The organism is Streptomyces recifensis, from assembly GCF_002154615.1.
In the GTDB taxonomy this organism is placed as follows: Bacteria; Actinomycetota; Actinomycetes; order Streptomycetales; family Streptomycetaceae; genus Streptomyces; species Streptomyces griseoluteus.
Window position 1 is genome coordinate 1 of the sequence record NZ_MUNH01000656.1, and the last position, 1,351, is coordinate 1,351.

1 protein-coding gene is annotated in these 1,351 nt (G+C 73.7%); it reads right to left on the reverse strand.

The genetic code is table 11. The features are described from left to right. The coding region (locus CCN33_RS27860; protein WP_086696174.1) for an AMP-dependent synthetase/ligase at positions 1–1,351 on the reverse strand (1,351 nt) is incomplete at both ends.

A 1,351-nucleotide genomic window follows, 5' to 3' on the forward strand; every position in this document is an offset into this window, starting at 1 on the left:
CCTTCTTGCGGCCGGTGATGGTGAGGTAGCCGTCGTCGTCCAGCTCGCCCAGGTCGCCGGTGGCCAGCCAGCCGTCGCGGGTCGCGGGGACGACACCGCCCGCCTGCTGGTCCCAGTAGCCGCGCAGCACATGGTCGCCGGAGATCAGGATCTCGCCGTCGGCCGCGATCCGCACCCGGGTGCCGGGCAGCGGCCAGCCGACGGTGCCGAGGCGGGGCCGGAGCGGCGGGGTGACCGTGGTGGCGGCGGTGGACTCGGTGAGGCCGTACCCCTCGAAGATCTCGATGCCTGCGCCCGCGAAGAAGGCGGCCAGCCGGCGGCCGAGGGGAGAGCCGCCGCAGATGGCGTAGCGGACCTTGCCGCCCATGGCGGCGCGCAGCTTGCGGTAGGCGAGCGGGTCGTAGAAGGAACGGCTGGCCTTCAGGGCCGCGCCCGGGCCGTTGCCGGTGCCGGTCTGGCGGGCCTCCAGCGCCTCGCCGTAGCGCACGGCGGTGGCGGCGGCCCGGTCGAAGGCGGCGGCCTTGCCGCTCGACTCGGCCTTCGCGCGGGCGGTGTTGTACACCTTCTCCAGCATGTACGGGATGGTCAGCAGACAGGTCGGCCGGAACGCGGCCAGGTCGGGGAGCAGATGCTCGGGCTTGAGGCTGGGCGCGTGGCCGAGGCGCACACGGGCCCGGACGCAGGCGATGGCGACCATGCGGCCGAAGACGTGGGACATCGGCAGGAACAGCAGCACCGACGCCTCCTCACCGGTCGTCACCTTGAACACCGGGTGCAGGAGTTCGATGGCGTTGTCGACCTCGGCGAAGAAGTTGCCGTGCGAGAGGGCGCAGCCCTTGGGGCGGCCGGTGGTGCCCGAGGTGTAGATCAGGGTGGCGAGCGTGTCGGGGCCCAGCATGCCCCGGCGTACGGCGACCTCGCCCTCGGGTGTGCCCGCGCCCGCCTCGGCGAGCAGCTCCACGTGGCCCTCGTCGATGACCCAGACGTGCCGCAGGCCGGGGAGCTGGGCCAGTTCGGGCGCGATGGCGGCGCCCTGGGCGGTGGTCTCGGTGATCAGGGCGACGGCGCCGGAGTCCTGGAGTATCCAGCGGGTCTGGTAGACCGAGGAGGTCGGGTAGACGGGCACGGTGACCAGGCCGGCCGCCCAGGCGGCGAAGTCCAGCAGGGTCCACTCGTACCGGGTGCGGGCCATGACGGCGATCCGCTCGCCCGGCATCAGCCCCTCCGACACCAGCCCGCGCGCCACCGCCAGCACCTCGGCGGCGAACTGCCCGGCGGTCACGTCCTCCCACTCGCCGGAGGCGTTCTTCCGGCTGAGCACCACCGCGCCGGGCGCGGTGGTGCTCAGCCG